Source organism: Enterobacter sp. BNK-13, assembly GCF_048685015.1.
GTDB lineage: Bacteria > Pseudomonadota > Gammaproteobacteria > Enterobacterales > Enterobacteriaceae > Enterobacter > Enterobacter quasiroggenkampii.
Window position 1 is genome coordinate 289047 of record NZ_JBLQTP010000001.1, and the last position, 26844, is coordinate 315890.

A 26844-nucleotide genomic window follows, 5' to 3' on the forward strand; every position below is an offset into this window, starting at 1 on the left:
AGCCGGGTGGCGGCTTCGCCTTACCCGGACTACACCCTGTGCGGCCTGATGCCCTCACCCTGGCCTTCTCCCACAGGGAGAGGGAACAACCATAAAAAACGGCAACCGAAGTTGCCGTTTTGCTTTTATTTCGCAATACGCTTGTACTTAATACGCTTCGGCTCCAGCGCGTCGGCGCCCAGCGTGCGTTTCTTGTACTCTTCGTATTCGGTGAAGTTACCTTCGAAGAACTCCACCTTACCTTCGTCCTGGTAGTCCAGGATGTGGGTCGCGATACGGTCCAGGAACCAGCGGTCGTGCGAGATAACCATCGCGCAGCCCGGGAACTCCAGCAGGGCGTTTTCCAGCGCGCGCAGGGTTTCGATATCCAGGTCGTTTGTTGGTTCATCGAGCAGCAGAACGTTACCGCCCACCTGCAGCAGCTTCGCCAGGTGCAGACGACCGCGCTCACCGCCGGACAGCTCGCCTACACGTTTGCCCTGATCGGTGCCTTTAAAGTTAAAGCGACCAACGTAGGCGCGGCTTGGCATCTCGGTGTTGCCGATACGCATGATATCCAGGCCGCCGGAGACTTCTTCCCACACGGTTTTGCTGTTATCCATCGCGTCACGGAACTGGTCAACGGAGGCCAGCTTCACGGTCTCACCCAGGGTGATAGAGCCGCTGTCTGGCTGTTCCTGACCGGACATCATGCGGAACAGGGTTGATTTACCCGCGCCGTTCGGACCGATGATCCCGACGATAGCGCCTTTCGGTACGGAGAAGGTCAGGTCGTCGATCAGCACACGGTCGCCGTAAGACTTACGCAGGTTGGTCACTTCAACCACTTTATCCCCCAGACGTGCTCCAGGTGGAATAAACAGTTCGTTGGTTTCGTTACGTTTCTGGTATTCGGTGTTGTTCAGCTCTTCGAAGCGTGCCAGACGGGCTTTACCCTTAGACTGACGGCCTTTCGCGCCCTGACGCACCCACTCCAGCTCTTTCTCGATAGACTTACGACGGGCCGCTTCCTGAGACGCTTCCTGAGCCAGACGCTGATCTTTCTGCTCCAGCCAGGAGGAGTAGTTGCCTTCCCACGGAATACCTTCACCGCGGTCCAGCTCCAGGATCCAGCCGGCGACGTTGTCGAGGAAGTAACGGTCGTGGGTAATCGCCACAACGGTGCCTTCGAAGTCGTGCAGGAAGCGCTCCAGCCACGCCACGGATTCCGCATCCAGGTGGTTAGTTGGTTCGTCGAGCAGCAGCATGTCTGGTTTTTCCAGCAGCAGGCGGCACAGCGCCACGCGGCGGCGTTCACCCCCGGAGAGGTTCGCGATTTTTGCATCCCAGTCCGGCAGACGCAGGGCATCCGCCGCGCGCTCCAGCTGCACGTTCAGGTTGTGACCGTCGTGCGCCTGGATGATCTCTTCATACTTGCCCTGCTGTGCGGCCAGCTTGTCGAAGTCCGCATCCGGCTCGGCGTATTTGGCATACACTTCATCCAGACCTTTCAGGGCGTTAACCACTTCGGATACCGCTTCTTCAACGGATTCGCGAACGGTGTGTTCCGGGTTCAGCTGAGGTTCCTGCGGCAGGTAGCCAATCTTGATGCCAGGCTGCGGACGGGCTTCACCTTCGATGTCTGTATCAATGCCGGCCATGATGCGCAGCAGGGTGGACTTACCGGCACCGTTGAGACCCAGAACACCGATTTTTGCGCCCGGGAAGAAGCTCAGCGAGATATTTTTAAGAATATGACGTTTCGGCGGGACAACTTTGCCGACACGATGCATGGTATAAACGAATTGAGCCACGTTGGACTTCGCCTCTTTTATCGTAATGAGAAGGAATTTCAGCCTCGAAGTGTAGCCTTTTTCCCGCCCTAATCCCAGCCAGGAACGTCGGGAGTGTTAAAACGCGCAAGAAAGGTAAAAAAGTGTCCATGACGTGGCGCGTTGAAGGATGCCTGGTTAGCATAAGTTAATTAGACTTTGACGTGGCAAGACGCTGCAATTGACGAAAAAACAATGAGGAAGAGCTTGTGGAAAAAGCCAAACAGGTGGTCTGGCGTCTGCTGGCTGCCAGCGTATGCGTAATGGCGGTAAGCCAGGCGGTGCATGCCGATTCACTGGATGAACAACGTAGTCGTTACGCTCAGATTAAACAGGCGTGGGACAACAAGCAGATGGATACCGTGCAGGCGCTGATGCCGACGCTAAAGGATTATCCGCTGTATCCGTATCTCGAGTATCGCCAGATCACGGACGATCTCATGAACCAGCCAACCGTCACCGTGAATAACTTCATTCAGGCGAACCCGACCCTGCCGCCAGCCCGAAATCTCCAGTCTCGTTTTGTGAATGAGCTGGCGCGTCGCGAAGACTGGCGCGGGCTGCTGGCGTTTAGCCCAGAAAAGCCGAATACCACCGAAGCCCAGTGTAACTATTACTACGCGAAATGGGCGACCGGCCAGCAGGAAGAGGCCTGGGCCGGGGCGAAAGAGCTCTGGCTGACCGGGAAAAATCAGCCGAACGCCTGTGATTCCCTGTTTGGCGCGTGGCGTGCTTCCGGCAAGCAGGACCCGCTGTCCTATCTTGAGCGCATCCGCCTGGCGATGAAGGCAGGCAACACGCGGCTGGTGACCACGCTGGCGGGGCAGATGCCGTCCGATTACCAGACGATCTCTACGGCGGTTATCTCGCTGGCAAACGATCCCAACAGCGTGCTGACCTTTGCCCGCAGTACGGGCGCGACCGATTTTACCCGCCAGATGGCGGCGGTGGCTTTTGCCAGCGTGGCGCGTGACGATGTGGAAAACGCGCGACTGATGATCCCGCAGCTGGTGCAGGCGCAGCAGCTTAATGAGGAGCAAACCCAGGAGCTGCGCGATATTGTGGCGTGGCGACTGATGGGCACCGATGTGACCGACGAGCAGGCGCGCTGGCGAGACGATGCCATTATGCGTTCGAACTCCACGTCGCTGGTGGAGCGCCGCGTGCGTATGGCGCTGGGTACGGGCGATCGTCGCGGGCTCAATACCTGGCTCGCGCGGTTGCCAATGGAGGCCAAAGAGAAAGACGAATGGCGCTACTGGCAGGCCGATCTGCTGATGGAGCGCGGTCGTGATGATGAAGCCAAAGAGATTCTCCATACGCTGATGCAGCAACGCGGGTTCTACCCGATGGCGGCCGCGCAGCGCCTGGGCGAGGAGTACACCTTCCGCATTGATAAGGCGCCCGCTAACGCGAACCCGGCGCTGACGCAGGGGCCAGAAATGGCGCGCGTTCGCGAGCTGATGTACTGGAATATGGATAACACCGCGCGCAGCGAATGGGCGAATCTGGTGACCAGCCGCACCACCGACGAAAAAGCCCAGCTTGCCCGCTATGCCTTTGATAACCACTGGTGGGATCTGAGCGTGCAGGCGACGATCGCCGGTAAGCTGTGGGATCATCTGGAAGAGCGTTTCCCGCTGGCGTACAACGATCTGTTCGAACGCTATACCCGCGGCAAAGATATTCCGCAAAGCTACGCGATGGCCATTGCCCGTCAGGAGAGTGCCTGGAACCCGAAAGTCCGCTCCCCAGTCGGCGCCAGCGGCCTGATGCAGATCATGCCGGGCACGGCGACGCACACGGTGAAGATGTTTAACATCCCTGGATACAGCAGCCCGTCACAGCTTCTCGATCCGGATACCAACATCAATATCGGTACCAGCTATCTCCAGTATGTGTATCAGCAGTTCGGCAACAACCGCATCTTCTCATCGGCGGCCTATAACGCGGGACCGGGTCGCGTGCGCACCTGGCTCGGCAACAGCGCCGGACGCATCGACGCCGTGGCGTTTGTCGAGAGCATCCCGTTCTCGGAAACGCGCGGCTACGTGAAGAACGTGCTGGCCTACGACGCCTACTATCGCTACTTCATGGGGCAGAAAGATACCCTGATGAGCGATGCCGAGTGGCAGAGACGTTACTGATCGGCGTGGGTTGTGTTATGCTGTACTCGCTAAAGAGTACAAGAGGCAGCATAACATGACCCAGCATTCCCCGTATTCCTCGGCAATGGCCGAACAACGTCATCAGGAGTGGCTTCGTTTTGTGGAGTTGCTTCGTCAGTCTTACGAGCAGGATTTGCATTTACCCCTGATGCAGCTGATGCTCACGCCGGACGAGCGTGAGGCGCTGGGCACGCGCGTGCGGATCATTGAAGAGTTACTGCGCGGCGAGATGAGCCAGCGCGAGCTGAAAAATGAGCTCGGCGCGGGCATCGCAACGATTACCCGCGGATCGAACAGCCTGAAGTCGGCGCCCGTTGAGCTGCGTCAGTGGCTGGAAGCGGTGTTGTTGAAAAATACCTAACGATAAATCGCGTTATGGAACGGGCTTAATGCCAGGATCACCGCCTGGTGGTAAACGCCTGAACGCGTCAGCGCGCCTGCGGTAAAGACGCCAATCGCCCCTTCTTTACGGCCAATCTCATCAATGCCGGTGTACTGCGACATCACCGGCCCGAGCGCTTCACCCGCACGCACTTTTTCCAGAATGATCTCCGGCAGGGGCAGAGTGGCCGAACGCGCCTCGCCGCGCTGCTCGCGGCTTTCGATCACCACCCAGCTAAAGGTTGCGCCTTCGTCGATACCGGCTTCAATCGCCACCCAAAAGTCCGCATCCGGTGCCGCAGCCCTGGCATTTGCCACGCGATTTCGTGCGCCAGCGCGCGTTTCCTCGCTGCCAAACGGCTGTTCAGGAACGCCACTCTCGACGCCGATGGCCTCAATATGGCAGGATCCTGCGCCGAAGATCTCGTCAAATGCCCTTAGAATTGCCTGAATTTTGGCAGGATTAGTGGTAGCAGAGACAACATGGTGCATAATTAAGCTCGATTCAAAAAAAACTCATCGCAGTATAACGGAAAAAAAGCATGTTACAGGTATACCTTGTTCGCCACGGTGAAACGCAGTGGAACGCCGAGCGACGTATTCAAGGCCAGTCAGACAGTCCTCTCACTGAGAAGGGTGTGCAGCAAGCGTGGCAGGTGGCAGAGCGTGCCAGAACGCTGGGCATTACCCACGTCATTACCAGCGATTTAGGTCGCACACAGCAGACGGCGCGTATCATCGCAGACGCCTGCGGCTGTGACGTCATGCTTGAGCCGCGCCTGCGCGAGCTGGATATGGGCGTGCTGGAAAAACGCCATATCGATACGCTGACGGAAACGGAAGAGGGCTGGCGCCGCACACTGGTGAACGGTACCGAAGATGGCCGTATTCCTGAGGGCGAATCCATGCAGGAGCTCAGTGTACGTATGCATGCCGCCCTGGCGGAATGCCTGAAGCTTCCGGCGGGAAGCCGTCCGCTGCTGGTGAGTCATGGGATTGCGTTGGGTTGCCTGGTGAGCACCATTCTGGGGTTACCGGCTTACGCTGAGCGCCGTCTGCGTCTGCGTAACTGCTCCATTTCCCGAATTGATTATCAGGAAAGTGCGTGGCTGGCGTCAGGTTGGGTCGTGGAGATGGCAGGGGACATTTCGCATCTCGATGCCCCTGCGCTTGACGAACTGCAGCGTTAACGACGTATTGGAATCAAGAATTCCATACGCAGATTGATAGGGCCTTCTTCCGGTTTCGCATCCTGAGCCGGGTAGTAGAGCTCAATGTCCTGACCTTTACGGCGATTCAGATTCAGCATCGGCATGCAGGTTCCGTAAACGGTCAGGATAAACTCCTGCACCCCCGTTCCCAGCCCTTCATAGGCGAACATCACGTATTCGCCACCTTCCAGCACGACAGGCTTCGAACCCTGAATGTAGCCATTGGCCATCTCTGGCGTCAGCGCGGTGGTGTAGAACACCTCCTGCTCGTCGTCTTTTTCCTGGCTTGGGTGCGTTTCGTTGAGACCATACAGGATCGGCGGGATCGCCGGCGCGTGGCTCAGGAAGTCGCGCCAGAACTGAACGCGCATCTGATGACGGAACTCGGAAATCTGCTCCAGTGAACAGGAGTAGCTCTGCGTTGTGCCGATCAGATGGGTTTCCGGCAGGGTAATAATTTCATACTTCGGCATCGCGAACTCGCCCAGACGCAGCGGCGGACGCATGCCAAACGAGCTCCAGTCAGGCGAGCGACGATACAGCGCTGGCGTCAACGAGAACTGTTTTTTAAAGGCGCGGGTGAAGGTCTGCTGCGAATCGAAACGATATTGCAGGGCAATATCCAGAATCGGGCGCGCGGTCAGGCGCAGAGCCACAGCAGATTTCGATAAACGACGTGCGCGAATATAGGCCCCGATAGCATGACCGGTGACATCCTTGAACATCCTTTGCAGATGCCACTTGGAATAGCCTGCTTTAGCCGCCACATTATCCAGTGACAAAGGCTGGTCGAGATGACCTTCCAGCCAGGTGAGCAGGTCGCGAATAATTCCAGCCTGATCCATATACTATCCTCATCCTTAAAACAGCAGGTGCCTGATAACAGGTTAGCGGATAATAGCATTTTTTGATGTTTTAGCATTCAGTGTTTTTTTTGCGCATTCATGCTTTTTGCAGGGCATTATGGGCAAATATATTCTAATCCTGTGATCTTGCTACATTTTTGTCTAAAGTGTTGAATAATCGCTCAGTGTAATTTTAAAGAATGGTAACAATATGAAATACAAGACTTTGCTCTTCACCGCGCTGATGTTGATGGTCGGACGCGCTGCACAGGCGGAACAGATTGGTTCCGTCGATACCGTGTTCAAAATGTTTGGCCCGGACCACAAAATTGTCGTTGAGGCGTTTGACGATCCAGACGTGCAAAACGTCACCTGCTATGTCAGCCGTGCGAAAACGGGCGGTATCAAAGGCGGCCTGGGGCTGGCGGAGGACACCTCCGATGCGGCGATCTCCTGTCAGCAGGTGGGACCGGTTGAATTGAGCGATAAAATTAAAAACGGCAAAGCGCAGGGCGACGTGGTATTCCAGAAACGGACCTCGCTGGTGTTCAAAAAGCTGCAGGTTGTGCGTTTCTACGATGCCAAACGCAACACGCTGGCCTACCTTGCCTATTCTGACAAAGTGGTGGAAGGCTCACCGAAGAACGCGATCAGCGCGGTGCCGATTATGCCGTGGCATTAATTCAGGGATGAATCATGCAACAACCTGTGGTCTGGCTGGTTGAAGACGAAACCAGTATCGCCGATACGCTGATCTACATGCTTCAGCAGGAAGGATTCGCGGTAAAGGCGTTTGAACGCGGTTTACCCGTGCTGGAGGAGGCGCAGCGGCAGGTTCCGGCGCTCGCCATTCTGGATGTCGGACTGCCGGACATCAGCGGGTTTGAGCTTTGCCGTCGGCTGCTGGCGCAGCATCCCTCGCTGCCTGTGCTGTTTCTGACGGCGCGCAGTGATGAGGTCGACAAGCTGCTTGGCCTGGAAATGGGCGCTGATGACTACGTTGCGAAACCTTTCTCCCCTCGTGAAGTCTGCGCGCGGGTGCGGACTGTTTTACGGCGCATGCAAAAATCCGCCGCACCCTCAGAAACGTTGCGTATCGGGCAGTTTGAACTGAACGAGCCTGCCGCGCGAATCAGCTGGTGCGGGGAAACATTGCCCCTGACCCGCTACGAATTCTTGCTGCTCAAAACCTTGTTACAGGCGCCCGGTCGGGTCTTTTCGCGTCAGCAGCTCATGGACAAGGTGTGGGGTGAAGACGGCGACAGTTTCGATCGTACCGTGGACACCCACATCAAAACCCTGCGCGCCAAGCTGCGGGCGGTGAACGAGGAACTGTCCCCCATCAGCACCCATCGCGGTATGGGCTACAGTCTGGGCCTTTACTGATGCGCATTGGGATGCGGTTGCTGCTGGGGTATTTCCTGATCGTCGCCATCGCCGCGTGGTTCGTGCTGTCGATCTTTGTTCAGGAGGTGAAGCCCGGCGTGCGCAGGGCAACCGAGGGCACATTAATCGATACCGCGACCCTGTTGGCCGAAATCGGACGTGATGATTTGCTTTCGGGTCACGCGCAGCAGGGCAAGCTTGCACAGGCCTTTTCTCAGCTTCATCAGCGCCCATTTCGCGCCAATATTGGCGGTATTCATAAAGTGCGTAACGAGTATCACGTCTACATGACCGATGCGCAGGGCAGGGTCGTGTTTGATTCCGCTGGTCTGGCCGTGGGAAAAGATTACTCGCGCTGGAATGATGTCTGGCTGACGCTTCGCGGCGAATACGGCGCGCGCAGTACCCAGAGCCATCCCGACGATCCGGAAAGCACGGTGATGTATGTTGCCGCGCCGGTTGTGGATCAGGGCAAGATAATCGGCGTGCTGTCGGTGGGGAAACCGAACAGCGCGATGGCTCCGGTGATTCACCGCAGCGAGCGACGGATATTGTGGGCTGGCGGTGCGCTGCTCGGCATTGCCCTGCTGATTGGCTTGGCGGTGGCGTGGTGGATCAATCGATCTATCGGTACGTTATCGCGCTATGCTGACTCGGTGACCACTGATACGCCTCTCCCATTGCCTAATCCAGGCAGTAGCGAGCTGCAAAAGCTGGCACAGGCGCTGGAAAATATGCGTATCCGCCTTGAAGGGAAAAACTACATTGAACGCTATGTCCATGCGTTGACCCACGAGCTGAAAAGCCCGATTGCCGCCATACGCGGCGCGGCAGAAATTCTCTCCGAGCAGCCGCCGCCGCAGGTTGCCGCGCGGTTTATCGATAATATTCTGGTGCAAAATGCGCGCATGCAGTCGCTGGTTGAAAAGCTGCTCACTCAGGCGCGGCTTGAAAATCGTGTCGAGATTACGCCTGAAGCTGTCAGCGTTGACTCGCTCTTCACTCGGCTTGCAGACGCGCGAGCGACGCTGTTGGCAGCGAAAAAAATTGTGCTGACCCTTCAGCCGACATCGCTTTATGTGGCGGGCGATCCCGACCTTCTCGAACAGGCGCTCGGCAATTTGCTGGATAACGCTATCGATTTCACCCCGCAGGGTGGCGCCATTGCGCTGGCGGCCCGGGAAGATCGCAGGCAGGTAGAGCTGATAGTCACCGACAGCGGAAGCGGGATCCCGGATTACGCGCTGGAGCGTATTTTTGAGCGCTTTTATTCCCTTCCGCGCGAGAACGGGTTAAAGAGCAGCGGGCTCGGGCTGGCGTTTGTTCAGGAGGTGGCGCGTCTGCATCAGGGAGAGATTACATTGCGTAATCGTGATGAAGGTGGCGTGATGGCCACGCTGAGACTTCACCGTCCCTTCACATAACTTCAAACTGGCCCCACATAGCCTGGTTACGCTCTCCTCATCACAAAGGAGACGTAATGATGAAATCCCCCCTGTTCTGGAAAGTTAGCACCCTTCTGGGGTGCATCCTGCTGTTGTTAGTCCCGCTTTTTATGGTCAGTAACCTGATATCAGAGCGAGAGAGCTACCGCAACGATGTTGAAAATACGCTGCGTCAGAGTACCAGCGGGCCGCAAAAACTGGTCGGGCCGCTGATTGCTATCCCGGTAACGGAGATTTTTTACAAGGTAGAGGATGAGAAGAAAGTCGAGTACAAGAAAAGCTATATGCATTTTATTCTGCCGGAGTCTCTGGTTGTTGAAGGTAACCAGCACGTTGAGTCCCGAAATATCGGGATCTATGACGGACAAATCTGGAACACCGATCTCAGGATAAAAGTGCGGTTCAGCACCGAGAAAATGGCGCAGCTTAAAGGGGAAACGATGAACCTTGGGCAACCGTTTATCGTTGTCGGCGTGGGGGATGCGCGGGGCATTGGCACGGTGAAAGTCTCCAGCATCAATGGCGAGGCGTTGAGCGTCGAGCCGGGGTCGGGTGTGGATGGTGCGCTTTCCGGTATTCATATTCCGCTGACTGACAAAACGCTGGAGTCAAAAACGTTTGCCCTGGAGATGTCCCTGAATCTGGCCGGAACGGGGAGTTTTGCCGTGGTTCCTGTGGGACGCAACAGTGAAATGACGCTCAACAGCAACTGGCCTCATCCGGGTTTTATGGGTAACTATCTGCCGGTGAAACATAAAATTGGTGATTCTGGTTTTCAGGCGAACTGGCAGAGCAGCTGGTTTGCGAACAATCTTGAGAGCTGGTTTAACGGCAGTGAGTCGCCAGAGTGGGAATCAATCCCTGCTTTTAGCGTTACGGTAGCCACGCCTGCCGATCAGTATCAACTGACTGACCGTGCGATCAAGTACGCCATTTTGCTGATTGCGCTGACGTTTATGGCCTTCTTTGTCTTCGAAACCTTAACCGGATTACGCCTTCACCCGATGCAGTATCTGCTGGTGGGGCTGTCGCTGGTCCTGTTCTATCTGGTGCTGCTGGCGCTGTCTGAACACGTCGGGTTTACGCCCGCCTGGGTCGTTGCAAGTCTGGTTGGTGCAGCGATGAACGTAATGTACCTGCAGGCCGTGATGAAAAGCTGGAAGCGCAGCGGGCTGTTTGTGCTGGCGCTACTCGGGCTGGATGTCGTGATGTGGTTCTTGCTGCGCTCGGAGGACAGCGCGTTGCTGTTGGGGTCAGCGGTTCTCGCGCTGGCGCTGTTTGCCGTGATGTACCTGACCCGGCATTTCGACTGGTACTCGCTTTCTCAGCCAAAGCGGCCTGAACCTCCGGCAGAGCCTGATAACGACACGATGCGGATCTGGAAATAAAAAAAACGGCGCAAATGCGCCGTTTTTTAATGCGTTAACTGCGGGATTACTCCTGCAGGTCACCGCAGAAACGGTACCCTTCGCCGTGGATCGTGGCGATGATTTCCGGCGTATCTGGCGTAGATTCGAAGTGCTTACGAATACGACGGATGGTGACGTCTACGGTACGGTCGTGCGGCTTCAGCTCACGGCCGGTCATTTTCTTCAGCAGCTCTGCACGGGACTGGATCTTGCCGGGGTTTTCGCAGAAGTGCAGCATCGCGCGGAATTCACTGCGCGGCAGTTTATACTGCTCGCCGTTCGGGCTAATCAGCGAACGGCTATTGATATCAAGTTCCCAGCCGTTGAATTTGTAGCTATCGACGCTACGACGCTCTTCGCTGACCGTGCCCAGGTTCATGGTACGGGACAGCAGGTTGCGTGCACGAATGGTTAACTCGCGAGGGTTGAACGGCTTGGTGATGTAATCATCCGCACCGATTTCCAGGCCAAGAATTTTATCAACTTCGTTATCACGGCCCGTCAGGAACATTAACGCGACGTTCGCCTGCTCGCGCAGTTCGCGCGCCAGAAGAAGACCGTTTTTGCCCGGCAGGTTAATGTCCATGATCACCAGGTTGATATCATTTTCAGAAAGGATCTGATGCATCTCTGCGCCATCGGTCGCTTCAAAGACATCGTAGCCTTCTGCTTCGAAAATGCTCTTTAACGTGTTGCGTGTTACCAACTCGTCTTCAACGATAAGAATGTGCGGGGTCTGCATGTTTGCTACCTAAATTGCCAACTAAATCGAAACAGGAAGTACAAAAGTCCCTGACCTGCCTGATGCATGTCGCAAATTAACATGATCGGCTTAACGTGACTAAAGTACGTAATTGCGTTCTTGATGCACTTTCCATCAACGTCAACAACATCATTAGCTTGGTCTTGGGTACTTTCCCTTTGGACCCGACAGTGTCAAAAACGGCTGTCATCCTAACCATTTTAACAGCAACATAACAGGCTAAGTGACACCAGACACCCAATAAAACTACGCTTCGTTGACATATATCAAGTTCAATTGTAGCACGTTAACAGTTTGATGAAATCATCGTAGCCGAATGCTAGCCTTTGTCACAATTTTTCAATAAACCAACTAGTTGCGGACATTGATTTATAAACGAAGCGAATCCAATCAGAATAGGGTATTCATGTCGCTATTATCATTATAAAACATAAGGATAATAGTGTTCTGTTAACATTCTAACTGATTGTTCAGACACAGAATAGTTTAGCGTTTTTAATTTGTTATGAAACGCTATTTCGGTGATTTGTGTTGCAATTTTGTAAATTCGCGCTGCGTAATATGTTGAAGTGCATCACATTTTTACCGGCTAACTGATTAAAAAGAGAGCATAAATGCATCTGTCGATTGTACTGGTTGCCCCAGCCAGAGCAGAAAATATAGGCGCAGCGGCGCGTGCCATGAAGACCATGGGTTTTACCGATTTGCGTATTGTGGACAGCACGGCCCATCTGGAACCCGCCGCCCGTTGGGTGGCGCACGGATCGGGAGATATTCTCGATAATATAACCACTTACGCTACGCTTGCCGATGCGCTGCACGATATTTCGTTTACCGTCGCAACCACGGCGCGCAGCCGGGCGAAGTTCCACTACTATGCCACGCCAGCGGAGCTAGTGCCGATGCTCAGCGAGAAAAGCCAGTGGCTGGAGAAAGCGGCGCTGGTGTTTGGGCGTGAAGATTCTGGATTAACCAATGAAGAGCTGGAACTGGCGGACGTGCTGACGGGGGCACCGATGGTCGCGGATTATCCGTCCCTCAATTTAGGCCAGGCGGTCATGGTTTATTGCTATCAATTAGCATCCTTAATACAAATTCCCCCGTCGCAAAATACAGGAACCGATGAAAATCAGCTTGCCGCACTTCGCGCACGCGTAGAAAACCTGCTCGTGCATCTGGGGGTGGCGGACGATCAAAAAATGGCTGACTGGTTGCAGCAGCGTTTGGGGCGTCTTGAACAGCGGGACACCGCCATGCTGCACCGTTTGCTACACGATATTGAAAAAAAATTGGCCGAGTAAAACACTGCCATAAGTTTTTACTATGGCGAATAAGTCTGTCTGGATGGGTTGCACATGGGGGAATCGGATGAAAATAAATCTGCACACAGCGGGACGTGAGAGTCTCCCGAATTGTGATCAAATTAAAAATTCGTTGACTTAAGGTGCCCGATCCTTTAACCCTAAAAGAATACAGCACAGACAGATAATAATGACAGAGTACACAACATCCATGAAACGCATCAGCATCACCACCATTACCACAACCATCATCATTACCACAGGTAACGATGCGGGCTGACGCGTACAGGAAAAACAAAAAAAAGCCCGCACCTAGACAGTGCGGGCTTTTTTTTCGGCTAAAGGAAACGAGGTAGAACCATGCGAGTGTTGAAGTTCGGCGGTACATCAGTGGCAAATGCAGAACGTTTTCTGCGTGTTGCCGATATCCTGGAAAGCAACGCCAGGCAGGGGCAGGTTGCGACCGTGCTCTCTGCCCCGGCAAAAATCACGAACCATCTGGTGGCGATGATTGAAAAGACCATCGGTGGTCAGGATGCACTTCCGAACATCAGCGACGCAGAGCGTATCTTCGCTGACTTACTGCAAGGGCTGGCAGAGGCGCTGCCTGGCTTCCCGCATGCGCAGCTGAAGTCCTTCGTTGAGCAGGAATTCGCGCAAATTAAACATGTCCTGCACGGCATCAGCCTCCTCGGCCAGTGCCCGGACAGCATCAACGCGGCGCTGATTTGTCGCGGTGAAAAACTCTCTATCGCCATCATGGCGGGCGTGCTGGAAGCGCGCGGCCATAGCGTGACCGTGATCGATCCCGTTGAAAAACTGCTGGCGGTGGGCCACTACCTCGAATCCACCGTTGATATTGCCGAATCAACCCGCCGTATCGCCGCCAGCAAAATTCCGTCTGACCACATGATCCTGATGGCGGGCTTTACCGCTGGTAACGAGAAGGGCGAGCTGGTGGTGCTGGGCCGTAACGGCTCCGACTACTCCGCCGCCGTGCTGGCTGCCTGTTTACGCGCGGACTGTTGCGAGATTTGGACTGACGTCGACGGCGTCTATACCTGCGACCCGCGCCAGGTACCGGACGCCAGGCTGCTGAAGTCGATGTCGTACCAGGAAGCGATGGAGCTTTCCTACTTCGGCGCCAAAGTGCTTCACCCGCGTACCATCTCCCCGATTGCCCAGTTCCAGATCCCTTGCCTGATTAAAAATACCGGTAACCCGCAGGCGCCGGGTACGCTGATTGGCGCGAGCACCGATGAGGACGGTCTGCCGGTGAAAGGCATCTCCAACCTCAACAATATGGCGATGTTCAGCGTCTCCGGCCCGGGAATGAAAGGAATGGTCGGCATGGCGGCACGCGTGTTTGCGGCCATGTCCCGCAACGGTATTTCGGTGGTGCTGATCACCCAGTCCTCTTCCGAATACAGCATCAGCTTCTGCGTGCCGCAGGCTGACTGCCTGCGCGCCCGCCGCGCGCTGGAGGAAGAGTTCTATCTGGAGCTGAAAGAAGAGCTGCTGGAGCCGCTCGCGATTCAGGAGCGTCTGGCGATCATCTCCGTGGTGGGCGACGGTATGCGCACCCTGCGCGGTATCTCCGCCAAATTCTTTGCCGCGCTGGCGCGCGCCAATATCAATATCGTGGCGATTGCCCAGGGCTCGTCAGAGCGTTCAATTTCTGTTGTCGTCGATAATGACGATGCCACCACCGGCGTTCGCGTGGTACACCAGATGCTGTTTAACACCGATCAGGTCATCGAGCTGTTCCTGATTGGCGTGGGCGGCGTGGGCGGCGCGCTCCTGGAGCAGGTGAAGCGCCAGCAGGCGTGGCTGAAGAAGAAACACATCGACCTGCGCGTCTGCGGGATCGCGAATTCCAAAGCGCTGCTGACCAACGTCCACGGCCTGAACCTGGAAAACTGGCAGGCCGAGATGAAGGAGGCAAAAGAGCCGTTCAACCTGGGCCGCCTGATCCGTCTGGTAAAAGAGTATCACCTGCTTAACCCGGTCATCGTCGACTGCACTTCGAACCAGGCGGTGGCCGACCAGTACGCGGACTTCCTGCGTGAAGGTTTCCACGTGGTGACGCCGAATAAAAAGGCCAATACCTCGTCGATGGATTACTATCACCAGCTGCGTCTGGCGGCGAGCAAGTCGCGCCGCAAGTTCCTGTACGACACCAACGTGGGGGCGGGCCTGCCGGTTATCGAGAACCTGCAGAACCTGCTTAACGCGGGCGATGAGCTGCAGCGTTTCTCCGGCATTCTTTCCGGATCGCTGTCGTTTATCTTCGGCAAGCTGGACGAAGGGATGAGCCTCTCGGAAGCCACCCGCGCCGCGCGCGAGCTGGGCTATACCGAGCCGGATCCGCGTGACGACCTTTCCGGTATGGACGTGGCGCGCAAGCTGCTGATCCTCGCCCGCGAAACGGGCCGTGAGCTTGAGCTTTCCGATATCGTGATTGAACCGGTCCTGCCGGCAGAATTTGACAGCAGCGGCGATGTTGGCGCCTTTATGGCCAGTTTGCCGCAGCTTGACGACGCGTTTGCCGCTCGCGTTGCAAAAGCCCGTGATGAAGGTAAGGTATTGCGCTATGTTGGCAACATTGAAGAAGATGGCGTGTGCCGGGTGAAGATTGCCGAAGTGGATGGCAACGACCCGCTGTACAAAGTCAAAAACGGCGAAAACGCCCTCGCGTTTTACAGCCACTATTATCAGCCACTGCCGCTGGTGCTTCGCGGCTATGGCGCAGGGAACGATGTTACGGCGGCGGGTGTGTTTGCCGATCTGCTGCGTACCCTGTCATGGAAGTTAGGAGTTTAACATGGTCAAAGTTTATGCCCCGGCTTCCAGCGCGAATATGAGCGTCGGATTCGACGTGCTGGGTGCGGCGGTGACGCCGGTGGATGGTTCGCTGCTGGGTGATACGGTGACGGTGGAAGCGGCAGACAGCTTCAGCCTGAACAACGTGGGCCGCTTCGCCAGCAAGTTACCGTCCGACCCGCGCGAGAACATCGTCTATCAGTGCTGGGAACGTTTCTGTCAGGAGATCGGCAAAAACGTGCCGGTCGCCATGACGCTGGAAAAGAGTATGCCGATCGGCTCGGGTCTGGGGTCCAGCGCCTGCTCGGTGGTCGCCGCGCTGGTAGCAATGAACGAGCATTGCGGCAAGCCGCTGAACAACAACCGTCTGCTGGGCTTAATGGGCGAGCTGGAAGGGCGTATCTCCGGCAGCATTCACTATGACAACGTGGCGCCGTGCTTCCTCGGCGGCATGCAGTTGATGATCGAAGAAAATGGCATCATCAGCCAGCAGGTGCCAGGGTTTGATGAGTGGCTGTGGGTGCTGGCCTATCCGGGTATCAAGGTTTCAACCGCGGAAGCGCGTGCGATCCTGCCCGCGCAGTATCGTCGTCAGGACTGTATTGCCCACGGGCGTCATCTGGCGGGCTTTATCCACGCCTGCTACACCCGCCAGCCGCAGCTGGCGGCCAAACTGATGAAGGACGTCATTGCCGAGCCGTACCGCACGAAGCTGCTGCCCGGCTTTAACGAGGCGCGACAGGCATCAATGGATATCGGCGCGCAGGCGTGCGGCATCTCCGGCTCCGGCCCGACGCTGTTCGCCCTGTGCGACAAGGCAGACACTGCGCAGCGCGTGGCGGACTGGCTCTCTAAACACTACCTGCAAAATCAGGAAGGCTTTGTTCATATTTGCCGTCTGGACACGGCTGGCGCACGAGTACTGGGATAATTAATGAAACTCTACAACCTTAAAGATCATAACGAGCAGGTCAGCTTCGCGCAGGCGGTGACTCAGGGACTGGGCAAAAATCAGGGGCTGTTTTTCCCTCATGACCTGCCGGAATTCCAGCTGACCGAGATTGATGACCTGCTGAAGCAGGATTTTGTCACCCGCAGCACCAAAATTCTGTCCGCGTTTATCGGCGATGAAATTCCGCAGGAGCTGCTGGAAGAGCGCGTACGCGCGGCATTCGCGTTCCCGGCGCCGGTTCAGCAGGTTGAGCCTGACGTCGGCTGTCTGGAGTTGTTCCACGGCCCGACCCTGGCGTTCAAAGACTTCGGCGGCCGCTTTATGGCGCAGATGCTGACCCACATCAGCGGCGACAAGCCGGTGACCATCCTGACCGCAACCTCCGGCGATACCGGCGCGGCGGTAGCCCACGCGTTCTACGGCCTGAAAAACGTCCGCGTGGTGATCCTCTATCCGAAAGGTAAAATCAGCCCGCTGCAGGAGAAACTGTTCTGCACCCTCGGCGGCAACATTGAAACCGTGGCAATTGACGGTGATTTCGATGCCTGCCAGGCGCTGGTCAAGCAGGCCTTCGACGACGAAGAGCTGAAGGTAGCGCTGGGTCTGAACTCCGCCAACTCCATCAACATCAGTCGTCTGCTGGCGCAGATCTGCTACTACTTCGAAGCGGTGGCGCAACTGCCGCAGGAAGCGCGCAACCAACTGGTGATCTCCGTGCCGAGCGGTAACTTCGGTGACCTGACGGCGGGCCTGCTGGCAAAATCCCTGGGGCTGCCGGTGAAACGCTTTATCGCCGCCACCAACGCCAACGACACCGTGCCGCGCTTCCTGAAAGACGGGAAGTGGGCGCCGAACGCCACGCAGGCGACCCTCTCCAATGCGATGGATGTGTCACAGCCAAACAACTGGCCGCGCGTGGAAGAGCTGTTCCGCCGTAAGATCTGGCGTCTGGGCGACCTGGGCTATGCCGCGGTGACGGATGAGACCACCAAATCCACCATGCGCGAGCTGAAGGCGGTGGGGTATACCTCTGAACCGCACGCGGCGATTGCCTACCGCGCGCTGCGCGATCAGCTTAATCCGGGTGAATACGGCCTGTTCCTGGGAACCGCACATCCGGCGAAGTTCAAAGAGAGCGTGGAGGCGATTCTGGGCGAAACGTTGCCGCTGCCAAAAGAGCTGGCCGAGCGTGCCGACCTGCCGCTGCTGTCTCATGAGTTGCCGGCAGACTTTGCCGCGCTGCGTAAGCTGATGATGACGCGTGCATGATTTTTTGTCGGGTGGCGGCTACGCCTTACCCGACCTACAACCAATGATGACGCGTGCGTGATTGTGTTGCCCGGTGGCGGCTACGCCTTACCGGGCCTACAACGATGAACAAATCGTAGGCCGGGTAAGCGAAGCGCCACCCGGCTTTTTTTATGGAGAAATTAAGGAGAAAAATAGCAGGGAAAAAGTAGAAATTCCCAATAAATGCGGTCACTTAGCGTTTAGGATTGCAGAGAATAACATCCCCCGTTCCCCTCGCGTACTCTCCTTACATCGGCCCACGTTGGGCAAAGATAATAAGGAGTCACCGATGTCTACACTGAAACCTGTGCTGATTGCGCTTTCACTGATGCTGGTCGCTCCCATGGCGGTACAGGCATCCGAAATCACCCTCGTACCTGCGGTCAAATTGCAGATTGGCGACCGGGATAATAACGGGCATTACTGGGACGGCGGCCGCTGGCGCGACCACGACTGGTGGAAAGCGCATTATGACTGGCGCGATAACCACTGGCGCCCACATGATGAGCATCGTAAACACGACGATCGTCACGATGACCATCACCACGATGACCGCCACGACGATCGCGGCCCGGACTGGAAACACCACTAATGCAAAACCCCGCCAGCTGGCGGGGTTTGTTTTTACTGCTCGTGGCGCTTAAACACCAGTTCGCCTTTCCCTGACGACGCCTCGTCAAAGAAGTAGCCTTCACTGTTGAAGGCGGTTAGCTGCTCCGGCTTCGTCAGGCGGTTCTGGATAATGTAGCGGCTCATCAGGCCACGCGCTTTCTTGGCGTAGAAGCTGATCACTTTGAACTTGCCGTTCTTCTCGTCAAGGAATACCGGCTTGATGATGTCGGCATCCAGTTTTTTCGGCTTCACCGACTTGTAGTATTCATCGGACGCCAGGTTAATCACTACGTTATCGCCCTGTGCACGCAGCGCCGCATTCAGCTTATCGGTGATGATATCGCCCCAGAAATGGTAGAGGTCTTTGCCTTTGGCATTCTCCAGACGAATCCCCATCTCCAGACGGTACGGCTGCATCAGATCCAGCGGGCGCAGTACGCCGTACAGACCCGACAGCATGCGCAGATGCTGCTGGGCAAAATCGAAATCGGCTTCGCTAAAATCTTCCGCCTGCAGGCCGGTATACACGTCGCCTTTAAATGCCAGAATCGCCTGACGAGCGTTGGCAGGGGTGAAATCCGGATGCCATTCATGAAAGCGGGTCGCGTTAAGGTCTGCCAGCTTGTCGCTAATGCTCATCAGCGAGGCGATTTGTGGCGCAGAGAGCTTACGCGCTTCGCGGATCAGCTGTTGCGAGTAGTCCAGCAGTTCAGGCTGGGTATAGCGTTCGGTGGCGAGCGGGCTCTGGTAGTCGAGCGTTTTTGCAGGTGAAATAAGAATCAGCATATCCAGTCCTTGCAGGAAATTTAGAGCGACTTTAGCAAAAAATCGCCCCGAATTGATCGATAGCTGTTATTGCCGCGGCAAATCATCCCACGTGCCGGGGGCAATCTGCGCCTTGATATCGGGATAGCGGGCGGGATCAAAGACCGGCGGAACGCCGAGTTTGCGCTGACGCAGATAGTCTCTGGCAATCAGGGTCACCACGGGCGAGAGCAGCAGGATTGCCGTGAGGTTAGTGATCGCCATTAGCGCCATAATGATATCGGCCAGCTGCCAGACCAGCGGCATACTGAGCAGGGAGCCTGCAATCACCATCAGGATGACCCCCAGGCGCAGGGTTCCGATTGCGGCGCGGGAGTCGAGTTTCAGGAAAATAAGGTTATTTTCGGCGTAAAGGTAATTCACCACTATCGAGCTGAAGGCAAATAAGATCAGGATGAGCGAGACAAATCCGGCTCCCCAGCCGCCGGTCAGGTTGACCAGCGCCTGCTGGAGAAGCTGTATCCCGACGGTGCCCGACGCGTGCGGTACGGGGCCTGCCAGCAGCAAAATCATGGCGCTGGCGGAACAGATAATAATGGTATCGGTAAAGACGCCAATCATCTGCACAATGCCTTGCGCGGCCGGGTGCGGTGGCCAGGAAGAGGCGGCGGCGGCCGCGTTGGGGGTTGACCCCATACCGGCTTCATTGGAGAACATGCCACGCTGAAAACCCGCCATCAGCGCCTGGCTGAAGGTGTAGCCCAGCGCACCGGAGGCCGCTTCGCGCCAGCCAAAGGCGCTTTTGACGATGGTGGCAATCACGCCCGGCACCTGGTCGAGATGCAGTGCGGCAACGAACAGGCTCGCGGCAACCCAGAGCAGCGCCATAATGGGCACCAGCCACTGCATCAGGCGAGCGATGCCCTTGAGACCGACCGAGATGGTAAGCAGAACGATGAGGGCTAAAGCGAGACCCGCGATCCACTCGGGGCAGGAGAAGGCATAGCGCAGGGCGTTGGCAACCGAGTTCGCCTGGACGGTATTAAAAATAAGACCGTACGCGAGCAGTAAAAAAACCGAGAACAGGACGCCCATCCAGCGCATCCCTAAGCCACGCGCCATGTACCAAGCAGGACCACCGCGAAACTGGCCGTGTTTATCTTTCTCTTTGTAGAGTTGTGCAAGCGAACTTTCGGCAAAGGAGGTGGCCATCCCGAGTAGCGCCGTCACCCACATCCAGAAGACCGCGCCCGGCCCACCGGCGCTGATGGCCAGCGCAACGCCCGCCAGATTGCCGCTGCCGAGGCGAGCCGCGAGGCTGGTACAGAGCGCCTGGAATGACGTTAATCCGCCCGGCTGAGGCGTGACGCTGTTTTTCAGACTTCTGCCAAACTTGCGAATATAGCGAAACTGGATAAACCCACTGCGTAGCGTAAACCAAATACCTGCTCCCAGAAGCAGGTATATCATTATCGAACCCCAGAGGACTTCGTTAATAAAGAAAAAGAAATCAGGCATTAACGTCCCTCTTGTTGATGCCAATGTGAATATGTAAGCGCTACCACTGATTGGGCATGCTGTTGCTTAGCAGCCTGTTAATATTTCCAGTTTATCATACTCTGCCTAAGCGCACTGTCTGCGGTTGCGCTACCCCTCCGTCGTGTTATCATCAGGGCAGACCGGTTACATCCCCCTAACAAGTAAACCTGTCATTTTTCCGCTGCAGGCATGCTGTCGGTAGCGTGAATTATCCAGGGCACGTTAAAAGAGAAACACTATCATGACGGATAAATTGACCTCCCTTCGTCAGTTCACCACTGTCGTAGCTGACACCGGAGATATCGCGGCAATGAAGCTGTACCAGCCGCAGGATGCCACAACCAACCCTTCTCTGATCCTTAACGCCGCACAGATCCCTGAGTATCGCAAACTGATTGACGACGCAGTGACCTGGGCGAAAGCGCAGAGCAATGACCGCGCGCAGCAGGTTGTGGATGCCACTGACAAACTGGCAGTGAACATCGGTCTGGAGATCCTGAAACTGGTTCCTGGCCGTATCTCTACCGAAGTGGATGCGCGTCTCTCCTACGACACCGAAGCGTCTATCGCCAAAGCGAAACGTCTGATCAAAATGTACAACGACGCGGGCATCAGCAACGACCGTATCCTGATCAAACTGGCTTCTACCTGGCAGGGTATTCGCGCTGCAGAGCAGCTGGAAAAAGACGGTATCAACTGTAACCTGACCTTGCTGTTCTCCTTCGCTCAGGCGCGTGCTTGTGCAGAAGCGGGCGTATACCTGATTTCTCCGTTCGTAGGCCGTATTCTGGACTGGTACAAAGCCAACACCGATAAGAAAGAGTACGCACCGGCTGAAGATCCAGGCGTGATTTCTGTGACTGAAATCTACGAATACTACAAACAGCATGGCTATGAGACTGTGGTTATGGGCGCAAGCTTCCGTAACGTCGGTGAAATCATCGAGCTGGCTGGCTGTGACCGCCTGACCATCGCGCCTGCGCTGCTGAAAGAGCTGGCAGAAAGCGAAGGTACCCTGGAGCGTAAACTGTCCTACACCGGTGAAGTGAAAGCACGCCCAGAGCGCATCACTGAATCCGAGTTCCTGTGGCAGCACAACCAGGATCCAATGGCGGTAGACAAACTGGCGGACGGTATCCGTAAGTTTGCTGTTGACCAGGGCAAACTGGAAAAAATGATCGGCGACCTGCTGTAATCATTCTGCGTGACCGGGCTCCCGGTCACGCGACTGCTTTCGTCCCCTGTCTGAATCCCCTCTCTGCGTGTATCATTCCCTTTAATCAGTACTCTTTGAATGGAATGGATATGAATACCTTACGCATCGGCTTAGTGTCGATTTCTGACCGCGCCTCCAGCGGTGTTTACCAGGATAAAGGCATCCCCGCTCTGGAAGCGTGGCTGGCCAGTGCACTGACTACCCCGTTTGAGATCCAGACTCGCCTGATTCCCGACGAACAGCCGATCATCGAGCAGACCCTGTGTGAGCTGGTGGATGAGATGAGCTGTCACTTGGTGTTAACCACCGGCGGAACCGGCCCCGCGCGCCGCGACGTGACGCCGGACGCGACGCTGGCGATTGCCGATCGTGAAATGCCTGGCTTCGGGGAACAGATGCGCCAGATCAGTCTACACTTTGTTCCGACGGCCATTCTTTCCCGCCAGGTGGGGGTGATCCGCAAGCAGGCGTTGATCCTGAACCTGCCGGGCCAGCCGAAGTCGATCAAAGAGACTCTGGAAGGGCTTAAAGCGGAAGACGGTAGCGTCATCGTTCACGGTATCTTTGCAAGTGTACCGTATTGTATACAGCTACTTGACGGCCCGTATGTTGAAACCGATGAGAAAGTGGTAGCAGCTTTTCGTCCTAAAAACGCGCGTCGCGAAACAATCTCCTGAAATTAATCAATATGTGACATAAGCTGAAGCGGCGATAGCGTGGTAACGGTTTTACGGTATAGTAATTTTTTCTTTACGTTTGCTGTAAAAATAAATCCACAATACACGCATAATGGTTCGCTATGTCACATAACACCCGACCTCTGAATCGACAGGATTACAAAACCCTCACGCTCGCGGCCTTAGGCGGCGCGCTGGAGTTTTACGATTTCATTATCTTCGTCTTCTTCGCCGCCGTGGTGGGGGAGCTCTTCTTCCCGGCAGATATCCCGGAGTGGCTGCGTCAGGTGCAAACCTTCGGCATTTTTGCCGCCGGGTATCTGGCGCGTCCGCTGGGCGGCATTATCATGGCCCATTTGGCGATCTGGTCGGCCGTAAGAAGATGTTTACCCTTAGCATCCTGCTGATGGCCGTGCCGACGCTGGCCATTGGTCTGTTGCCTACCTATGCCTCGATGGGCATTCTCGCGCCGTTGCTGCTGTTGCTGATGCGCGTCCTGCAGGGGGCGGCGATTGGCGGTGAAGTGCCGGGCGCGTGGGTGTTTGTCGCGGAGCATGTTCCGGCGCGCCGCATTGGTATCGCCTGCGGAACCTTAACGGCGGGGCTGACGGTCGGGATCCTGCTCGGCTCGGTGGTCGCAACCATTGTGAATACCAGCATGACGCAGCAGGCCGTACACGACTGGGGCTGGCGTATTCCGTTCCTGCTGGGCGGGGCGTTTGGTCTGGTCGCGATGTACCTGCGCCGCTGGCTGCAGGAGACCCCCATTTTCCTCGAAATGCAGCAGCGCAAAGCGCTGGCGCAGGAGCTGCCGGTGAAGGCGGTCGTGGTACGCCATAAAAAAGCGGTGGTGGTGTCGATGCTGCTCACCTGGCTGCTCTCGGCGGGCATTGTGGTAGTGATATTGATGTCCCCAGTCTGGCTGCAAAAGCAGTACGGTTTCGCCCCTGCCGTGACGCTACAGGCAAACAGTATCGCGACAATCATGCTCTGCTTTGGCTGTCTGGCCGCCGGGCTGGCGGCGGATCGTTTCGGTGCCAGCGTCACCTTTATTGTCGGCAGCCTGCTACTGGCCGCATCAAGCTGGGCGTTTTACCATCTGGCAGGCAGCCATCCTGAACAGTTGTTCCTGCTGTACGGCGTGGTAGGGCTGTGCGTGGGCGTTGTCGGAGCGGTACCGTACGTGATGGTGCGCGCGTTCCCGCCAGAGGTTCGCTTTACCGGGATTTCGTTTTCCTACAACGTGTCGTATGCCATTTTCGGCGGGCTGACGCCGATTGCGGTGACGGTCCTGATGGGCGTGTCTCCCATGGCTCCGGCCTGGTACGTGCTGGCGCTGTCGGTTATGGGGCTGGGATTAGGGATTTGGCTGGGGCAGAAGAAGGGATGTCGTGCCCGCGAGGCGGACACGACAGAAGGATCAGTGTTTTTCACCAATCGGTAGCACGGTGCGGTCAAACTGCTCGTTCAGCACTTCACCCATTGCCAGGTAGATAGCGCTTGCGCCGCAAACCAGACCAATCCAGCCTGCAACATGAACGATGCCTTCGTTATCCACGAGGTGACCAATCGCCAGCAGGGCGAACAGGACGGTCAGGCTCAGGAAGACGAACTGCAGCATGCGGTTGCCTTTCAGGGTACCGAAGAACATGAACAGGGTGAAGACGCCCCACAGGCCCAGGTAAACGCCCAGGAAGTGGGCGTTTGCCGCGTCTGCCATGCCCATTTTAGGCAGCAGCAGAATGGCAACCAGGGTCAGCCAGAAAGAACCGTAAGAGGTGAAGGCGGTTAAGCCGAAAGTATTGCCTTTCTTATATTCCAGCAGGCCCGCGAAAATTTGCGCGATACCGCCGTAAAAAATGCCCATCGCCAGGATGATGCCATCCATCGGGAACATCCCGATATTGTGCAGGTTCAGCAGAATAGTGGTCATGCCAAAACCCATCAGGCCCAGCGGAGCCGGATTAGCCAACTTAGTGTTGCCCATAAGTCCTCAAAAAAATCATCATTAATATGGTGAAATGGTTAAACCCGCGTCAGTTCTCCCTGACGGGGCGCGGCATCATAATGGGCGCAATCGATGGCGTCTATGATCTCATCAGGGTGAAATTAAAATTTTTTTATCTTTCCCCCTTGATGGATGCCGTCGCGACCCCATCTTGTAGTCAACCGCAGTGTGTGGACCTGAAAAAAATCAAATCTGGGCAGTTGAAAAAGCACGTTCTGCCCTTATTACAGGTACACAACCACATGTTGACTGAATTTTTAGTGGAGACGTTTAGATGGGTAAAATTATTGGTATCGACCTGGGTACAACCAACTCTTGTGTAGCGATTATGGATGGCACTACTGCACGCGTGCTGGAGAACGCCGAGGGCGATCGCACCACGCCTTCTATCATTGCTTATACCCAGGATGGTGAAACTCTGGTTGGTCAGCCGGCTAAACGTCAGGCAGTGACAAACCCGCAAAACACCCTGTTTGCGATTAAACGCCTGATCGGTCGCCGCTTCCAGGACGAAGAAGTTCAGCGTGACGTTTCCATCATGCCTTACAAAATCATCGCGGCAGATAACGGCGATGCATGGCTTGATGTGAAAGGCACCAAAACGGCACCACCGCAGATCTCTGCTGAAGTGCTGAAAAAAATGAAGAAAACGGCTGAAGATTACCTGGGCGAACCGGTAACGGAAGCGGTTATCACCGTTCCTGCCTACTTCAACGATGCTCAGCGTCAGGCAACCAAAGATGCTGGCCGTATCGCAGGTCTGGAAGTAAAACGTATCATCAACGAACCAACCGCGGCTGCACTGGCTTACGGTCTGGATAAAGAAGTTGGCAACCGTACTATCGCGGTTTACGACCTGGGTGGTGGTACCTTCGATATCTCTATTATCGAAATCGACGAAGTTGACGGCGAAAAAACCTTCGAAGTTCTGGCAACCAACGGTGATACCCACCTGGGTGGTGAAGACTTCGATACCCGTCTGATCAACTACCTCGTTGACGAATTCAAGAAAGATCAGGGCATTGACCTGCGTAACGACCCGCTGGCTATGCAGCGCCTGAAAGAAGCCGCTGAGAAAGCGAAGATCGAGCTGTCTTCCGCTCAGCAGACCGACGTGAACCTGCCGTACATCACCGCAGACGCGACCGGTCCTAAACACATGAATATCAAAGTGACCCGTGCGAAACTGGAAAGCCTGGTAGAAGACCTGGTGAACCGTTCTATCGAGCCGCTGAAAGTTGCTCTGCAGGACGCTGGCCTGTCCGTGTCTGATATCAACGATGTTATCCTCGTTGGTGGCCAGACCCGTATGCCAATGGTGCAGAAGAAAGTGGCTGAGTTCTTTGGTAAAGAGCCACGTAAAGACGTTAACCCGGACGAAGCGGTGGCAATTGGTGCTGCGGTTCAGGGTGGCGTACTGACCGGTGAAGTGAAAGACGTACTGCTGCTGGACGTTACCCCGTTGTCTCTGGGTATCGAAACCATGGGCGGTGTGATGACTGCGCTCATCAACAAAAACACCACCATCCCAACCAAGCACAGCCAGGTGTTCTCTACCGCTGAAGACAACCAGTCTGCGGTAACCATCCATGTGCTGCAGGGTGAGCGTAAGCGTGCGGCGGATAACAAATCTCTGGGTCAGTTCAACCTGGACGGTATTAACCCGGCACCGCGCGGCATGCCACAGATCGAAGTCACCTTCGACATCGATGCTGACGGTATCCTGCACGTGTCTGCGAAAGACAAAAACAGCGGTAAAGAGCAGAAGATCACCATCAAGGCATCTTCTGGCCTGAACGAAGCAGAAATCGAAAAAATGGTTCGCGATGCCGAAGCTAACGCGGAATCCGACCGTAAGTTCGAAGAGCTGGTTCAGACCCGTAACCAGGGTGACCATCTGCTGCACAGCACCCGTAAGCAGGTTGAAGAAGCCGGCGATAAGCTGCCAGCGGAAGACAAAACTGCTATCGAAACTGCACTGAGCGCGCTGGAAACGTCTCTGAAAGGCGAAGACAAAGCGGACATCGAAGCGAAGATGCAGGAGCTGGCACAGGCTTCCCAGAAGCTGATGGAAATCGCTCAGCAGCAGCACGCTCAACAGCAGGCGGGCGCTGACGCTTCTGCGAACAACGCGAAAGACGACGACGTTGTCGACGCTGAGTTCGAAGAAGTTAAAGACAAAAAATAATCGCCCTGATGCAGGGTAATTAATCGGCACGGGCGTAGGAGAACTCTCCACGCC

The 26844-nt window shown here is 55.8% G+C and carries 24 protein-coding genes, 1 pseudogene and 1 other annotated feature; of the genes and pseudogenes, 18 read left to right on the forward strand and 7 right to left on the reverse strand.

Annotated features, from left to right (window positions below; translation table 11 throughout):
• Positions 1-125: 125 nt before the first annotated feature.
• Positions 126-1793, reverse strand: coding sequence for an energy-dependent translational throttle protein EttA (gene ettA, locus ACMGGQ_RS01390; protein ID WP_003856515.1), 1668 nt, complete (start codon positions 1791-1793; stop codon positions 126-128).
• A gap of 227 nt (positions 1794-2020) precedes the next feature.
• On the opposite strand from ettA, the gene sltY reads away from it, so the two are divergent.
• Complete coding sequence (gene sltY / locus ACMGGQ_RS01395; RefSeq protein ID WP_048028566.1) at positions 2021-3958, forward strand: murein transglycosylase; 1938 nt, start codon at positions 2021-2023, stop codon at positions 3956-3958.
• Positions 3959-4013: 55 nt separating this feature from the next.
• On the forward strand, positions 4014-4340 hold the full coding sequence (trpR, locus tag ACMGGQ_RS01400) for a trp operon repressor (protein WP_047747961.1): 327 nt from the start codon (positions 4014-4016) through the stop codon (positions 4338-4340).
• On the opposite strand, the gene yjjX is transcribed toward trpR, so the two are convergent.
• A complete protein-coding gene (gene yjjX, locus ACMGGQ_RS01405; RefSeq protein ID WP_008502058.1) occupies positions 4337-4852 on the reverse strand; it encodes an inosine/xanthosine triphosphatase in 516 nt (171 codons plus the stop codon). The genes trpR and yjjX overlap by 4 nt on opposite strands.
• 50 nt (positions 4853-4902) lie before the next feature.
• Here yjjX and gpmB point away from each other — a divergent pair, with 50 nt between their 5' ends.
• The gene (gene gpmB, locus ACMGGQ_RS01410) at positions 4903-5550 is read left to right on the forward strand and encodes a 2,3-diphosphoglycerate-dependent phosphoglycerate mutase GpmB (protein WP_008502057.1); all 648 of its coding nucleotides are present in this window, start codon (positions 4903-4905) and stop codon (positions 5548-5550) included.
• Here the strand turns inward: gpmB and robA are convergent.
• A complete protein-coding gene (gene robA, locus ACMGGQ_RS01415; protein WP_045907752.1) occupies positions 5547-6416 on the reverse strand; it encodes an MDR efflux pump AcrAB transcriptional activator RobA in 870 nt (289 codons plus the stop codon). The genes gpmB and robA overlap by 4 nt on opposite strands.
• A gap of 211 nt (positions 6417-6627) precedes the next feature.
• On the opposite strand from robA, the gene creA reads away from it, so the two are divergent.
• From creA to creD, 4 genes are read left to right on the forward strand one after another with little or no spacing between them, the layout of a single operon-like run.
• Positions 6628-7098 (forward strand): protein CreA, encoded by a 471-nt coding sequence (gene creA / locus ACMGGQ_RS01420; RefSeq protein WP_420289508.1) that lies wholly within the window; start codon positions 6628-6630, stop codon positions 7096-7098.
• 14 nt (positions 7099-7112) lie between these two features.
• A complete protein-coding gene (gene creB, locus ACMGGQ_RS01425) occupies positions 7113-7802 on the forward strand; it encodes a two-component system response regulator CreB (protein ID WP_229226400.1) in 690 nt (229 codons plus the stop codon).
• The gene (creC, locus tag ACMGGQ_RS01430; protein WP_262810396.1) at positions 7802-9226 is read left to right on the forward strand and encodes a two-component system sensor histidine kinase CreC; all 1425 of its coding nucleotides are present in this window, start codon (positions 7802-7804) and stop codon (positions 9224-9226) included. Before creB ends, creC begins: the two co-directional genes overlap by 1 nt.
• Positions 9227-9282: 56 nt before the next feature.
• Entirely contained in the window at positions 9283-10635 is a 1353-nt protein-coding gene (creD, locus tag ACMGGQ_RS01435) for a cell envelope integrity protein CreD (protein WP_063620729.1), read from the forward strand.
• A gap of 46 nt (positions 10636-10681) precedes the next feature.
• Here creD and arcA read toward each other — a convergent pair whose 3' ends face one another.
• Complete coding sequence (gene arcA, locus ACMGGQ_RS01440) at positions 10682-11398, reverse strand: two-component system response regulator ArcA (protein WP_003856501.1); 717 nt, start codon at positions 11396-11398, stop codon at positions 10682-10684.
• 95 nt (positions 11399-11493) lie between these two features.
• Here arcA and yjjY point away from each other — a divergent pair, with 95 nt between their 5' ends.
• The 7 genes from yjjY to ACMGGQ_RS01475 all read left to right on the forward strand — a co-directional run bounded on the left by yjjY (position 11494) and on the right by ACMGGQ_RS01475 (position 18377).
• Positions 11494-11634 (forward strand): protein YjjY, encoded by a 141-nt coding sequence (gene yjjY, locus ACMGGQ_RS01445; RefSeq protein WP_085928893.1) that lies wholly within the window; start codon positions 11494-11496, stop codon positions 11632-11634.
• 399 nt (positions 11635-12033) lie between these two features.
• Positions 12034-12720, forward strand: coding sequence for a tRNA/rRNA methyltransferase (locus tag ACMGGQ_RS01450; RefSeq protein ID WP_045907754.1), 687 nt, complete (start codon positions 12034-12036; stop codon positions 12718-12720).
• Positions 12721-12931: 211 nt separating this feature from the next.
• Complete coding sequence (thrL, locus tag ACMGGQ_RS01455) at positions 12932-13000, forward strand: thr operon leader peptide (protein ID WP_015572623.1); 69 nt, start codon at positions 12932-12934, stop codon at positions 12998-13000.
• Positions 12939-13056, forward strand: a sequence feature (Thr leader region). Its footprint overlaps the gene before it by 62 nt.
• 24 nt (positions 13057-13080) lie before the next feature.
• Positions 13081-15543 carry a bifunctional aspartate kinase/homoserine dehydrogenase I gene (gene thrA, locus ACMGGQ_RS01460; RefSeq protein ID WP_045907755.1) on the forward strand — a complete coding sequence of 821 codons (2463 nt, stop codon included), beginning with the start codon at positions 13081-13083 and terminating at the stop codon, positions 15541-15543.
• Between the two features lies 1 nt (position 15544).
• Positions 15545-16474: a homoserine kinase gene (thrB, locus tag ACMGGQ_RS01465; RefSeq protein ID WP_048225593.1), complete on the forward strand. Its 930-nt coding sequence runs from the start codon at positions 15545-15547 to the stop codon at positions 16472-16474.
• Positions 16475-16477: 3 nt separating this feature from the next.
• Positions 16478-17764 (forward strand): threonine synthase, encoded by a 1287-nt coding sequence (thrC, locus tag ACMGGQ_RS01470; RefSeq protein WP_023326668.1) that lies wholly within the window; start codon positions 16478-16480, stop codon positions 17762-17764.
• A gap of 310 nt (positions 17765-18074) precedes the next feature.
• Positions 18075-18377: a DUF2502 domain-containing protein gene (locus ACMGGQ_RS01475; protein WP_063620732.1), complete on the forward strand. Its 303-nt coding sequence runs from the start codon at positions 18075-18077 to the stop codon at positions 18375-18377.
• A gap of 32 nt (positions 18378-18409) precedes the next feature.
• Here ACMGGQ_RS01475 and yaaA read toward each other — a convergent pair whose 3' ends face one another.
• Both yaaA and ACMGGQ_RS01485 read right to left on the reverse strand, forming a co-directional pair.
• Positions 18410-19183: a peroxide stress protein YaaA gene (gene yaaA / locus ACMGGQ_RS01480; protein ID WP_008502047.1), complete on the reverse strand. Its 774-nt coding sequence runs from the start codon at positions 19181-19183 to the stop codon at positions 18410-18412.
• Positions 19184-19249: 66 nt separating this feature from the next.
• On the reverse strand, positions 19250-20680 hold the full coding sequence (locus ACMGGQ_RS01485; protein WP_420289509.1) for an alanine/glycine:cation symporter family protein: 1431 nt from the start codon (positions 20678-20680) through the stop codon (positions 19250-19252).
• A 262-nt stretch (positions 20681-20942) separates the two neighbouring features.
• On the opposite strand from ACMGGQ_RS01485, the gene tal reads away from it, so the two are divergent.
• The 3 genes and pseudogenes from tal (at position 20943) to ACMGGQ_RS01500 (ending at position 24038) form a co-directional block, all read left to right on the forward strand.
• The gene (gene tal, locus ACMGGQ_RS01490) at positions 20943-21896 is read left to right on the forward strand and encodes a transaldolase (RefSeq protein WP_024907418.1); all 954 of its coding nucleotides are present in this window, start codon (positions 20943-20945) and stop codon (positions 21894-21896) included.
• Between the two features lie 110 nt (positions 21897-22006).
• Positions 22007-22594: a molybdopterin adenylyltransferase gene (gene mog / locus ACMGGQ_RS01495; protein WP_008502044.1), complete on the forward strand. Its 588-nt coding sequence runs from the start codon at positions 22007-22009 to the stop codon at positions 22592-22594.
• Between the two features lie 122 nt (positions 22595-22716).
• Positions 22717-24038, forward strand: a pseudogene (locus ACMGGQ_RS01500) (MFS transporter).
• Here ACMGGQ_RS01500 and satP read toward each other — a convergent pair.
• Positions 24015-24581, reverse strand: a complete 567-nt coding sequence (gene satP, locus ACMGGQ_RS01505) for an acetate uptake transporter (protein WP_008502042.1) — start codon at positions 24579-24581, stop codon at positions 24015-24017. The pseudogene ACMGGQ_RS01500 and the gene satP sit on opposite strands and share 24 nt — an antisense overlap.
• Before the next feature lie 295 nt (positions 24582-24876).
• On the opposite strand from satP, the gene dnaK reads away from it, so the two are divergent.
• The gene (gene dnaK, locus ACMGGQ_RS01510; RefSeq protein WP_048028553.1) at positions 24877-26790 is read left to right on the forward strand and encodes a molecular chaperone DnaK; all 1914 of its coding nucleotides are present in this window, start codon (positions 24877-24879) and stop codon (positions 26788-26790) included.
• Positions 26791-26844: the final 54 nt, after the last annotated feature.